The following is a 2,668-nucleotide window of genomic DNA, read 5'->3' on the forward strand; positions in this document are numbered from 1 at the left end:
CGAGCCCGCCGCGACCGTTGGCATAGAGGATCCCGAGGTTGCATTGCGCAACCGCATTGCCTTGGTCGGCGGCAAGCCTGTAGTAGCGCGCGGCCTCGACATCGTCCTTGCGAAGGCCGCCGCGGCCTTGCTGATAGAAGTTGCCGAGGTTGACTTGCCCCAGCGCGCTGCCCTGCGCCGCGGACAGCCGGTAGAGACGGGCCGCCTCGGCATCATCCTTCGGCATCCCGCCACGACCGGTGGCATGGAAATAACCCAGATTGCTTTGCGCGGCGGCATTGTTCTGGTCGACCGCGAGCTTGTAAAGGCGGACCGCCTCACCATCGTCCTTCGGCAAGCCGCCGCGGCCCTCCTGAAAGAAATAGGCGAGATTGTTTTGCGCGTAGGAGTTTCCCTTGCCAGCCGCCAACTTGTAGAGACGAGCCGCCTCGACATCGTCCCGGGGTAGTCCACCACGACCAGACTGATAGAAGGTGCCGAGGGAATTTTGCGAAGAAGCATTACCCTGATCGGCCGCCAGCCTGTACAACCGCGCGGCCTCGACATCATCCTTCGGCAATCCGCCACGGCCAACCTGGTAGAAATAGGCGAGACCATGCTGGCCGAACGGGTTTCCATGCTCTGTCGCGAGCTTGTACAGGCGGGCGGCCGCGTTGTCGTCCCTGGGCAGGCCGCCGCGTCCTTCCTGGTAGAAGTAGCCAAGATTGGTCTGCGCAGAGGGAAATTCCTGGTCCGCTGCCAACTTGTAGAGGCGGGCGGCCTCAACATCATCCTGAGGTAGTCCACCGCGACCATTGTGAAAGAAATTGCCGAGCGCGTTCTGAGCTGCGGCATATCCTTGGCCGGCGGCAAGCCTGTACAGGCGCACCGCCTCGACATCGTCCTTAGGCAAGCCGCCGCGGCCGTTCTGATAGAAAGAACCCAAGTTGCTTTGCGCAGCGGCGACGCCTTGATCGGCGGCGATCCTGAACAGACGCGCTGCCTCGCGATCGTCCCTCGGAAGGCTGCCGAGACCTTCCGCATAGAGCGAACCCAGATTGCTGGCCGCGAGCGCGCTGCCCGCTCTCATCGCTTCTTCGTACCTGATGCGAGCGGCATCGTAGTTCTTGCCGGCCCGATAGGCCCGGCCGAGTTCGAACAGAACGCGCGGATTGCCCGGGGCCGCCCTGGCCGCCGCCTCGCATGCGGGAATAGCGCTCGCAGCTTCGATCTTCTCCGGAGCAACAGCGGCAATACCGGCTGGAACCGTCTTGTCCTGCGGGCTCGCGGCTGCCTTGTCGCATGCTGCGATGAGGTCGGCCGTGCTCGTGTCGCCGGCGAATGCGGGGGAGCCGAGGCTGATCAAGAGTACCGTCGCGTGGATTGCCGATCGCACAGCCGTCTCCCTGATGATGCGATGCAGCGGGCATCCTGACGACGCCGCGCGCACCGCATACCACCGACAATGAGGACAGAACTATCTGCAGCCGGATCGAACGGATCCGGTTGACGCAAATCAACGTTCCCGAATGCCGATCTCGCTAATCAGGATGGACAGTTTTCTTCTTCGATTTGCGTGCACCCCTTTTTCTGCAGGAGGACATATGTCCCGCCTATTCCATTGGAATCGATGTCTGGCATCGGCGCTCTTGATGCTCTCCCCGATGACCATTCCTTCCGCCTTTGCCGAGAACCGGGTAGCGCTGGTCATTGGCCAGTCGAGTTACCGTTCGGTGGCGGTACTGCCCAACCCCGCGAACGACGCCGAGAAGATGATGGAGTTGCTCGGCAACGCCGGGTTCAAGGTCACCAAGGCCGGCGATTTGACGCAGACCGACATGCGCCAGGCGGTGAGCAACTTTGCCGCAACGGTTGCCGCAAGCGGCCCGGACACCGTGGCGCTCATGTTCTACGCCGGTCACGGATTGCAGATCGACGGCGAAAACTATCTCGTACCGGTCGATGTCGACCCGAAGCGCGACGCCGACATTCCCTTGCAAGCCGTCCGACTCAACGACGTCTTGAATACCCTGGCGGCCGTGCCAACGCGGATGCGGATCATCATGCTCGATGCCTGCCGCAACAATCCCTTCCCCAACATCAACGCCGCAGCCGGGCACGGGCTCGCGATCGTCGATACCAAGGCCGGTGCGGCCGGCTCGTTCATTTCCTATTCGACCTCGCCTGGCGCGATCGCCGAGGACGGCAGCGGCGAGAACAGCCCGTATACGACGGCGCTGCTTTCGGTCGCGAAGGAGCCGAATCTGCCGATCGAAGAAGCCTTCAAGCGGGTTCGCGTCGCGGTCAATCAGGCGACCGACGGAAGGCAGACGCCATGGGAGAGTTCATCGCTGACGAACGAATTCAAGTTCTTCGCGAGCGGACAGGCCTCGACGCAGGGACCGTCGGACCAAAAGGTGGCAGCCACGAGCAAGGCGGCATCCGCGGGGCGGAGCATGGAAGAATGGCGCAAGGAATTGCGCGGTAAGGATCCAAGGGTGGCCTATGAACTCGTGATCGCCGAGGACACGGTCCCCGCCTATGAGGCCTACGTCGCATTGTTCGCGGCCCAGCCCCCCTACAATATGCGCGTGCGCGTCCAGCTCGAACGCCGCTATCTGATGCGGGCATGGGCGATCGCCGTTGCGATCAATACGGCGGCTTCCTACCAGGCGTTCCTGGCGAGCTA

General features: G+C 62.7%; 2 protein-coding genes. One reads left to right on the top strand and one right to left on the bottom strand.

All coding sequences use genetic code 11. From position 1 onward, the window contains the following. Window positions 1-1,375 (bottom strand): tetratricopeptide repeat protein (locus tag C2U70_RS20210; protein ID WP_140980181.1); only part of this gene is annotated, 1,375 nt, incomplete at its 3' end. Window positions 1,376-1,643: 268 nt separating this feature from the next. On the opposite strand from C2U70_RS20210, the gene C2U70_RS20215 reads away from it, so the two are divergent. Further along, the coding region (locus tag C2U70_RS20215; protein WP_246666803.1) for a caspase family protein at window positions 1,644-2,668 on the top strand (1,025 nt) is incomplete at its 3' end.

The sequence above is a fragment of the Bradyrhizobium guangdongense genome (assembly GCF_006483445.1).
In the GTDB taxonomy this organism is placed as follows: domain Bacteria; phylum Pseudomonadota; class Alphaproteobacteria; order Rhizobiales; family Xanthobacteraceae; genus Bradyrhizobium; species Bradyrhizobium guangdongense_A.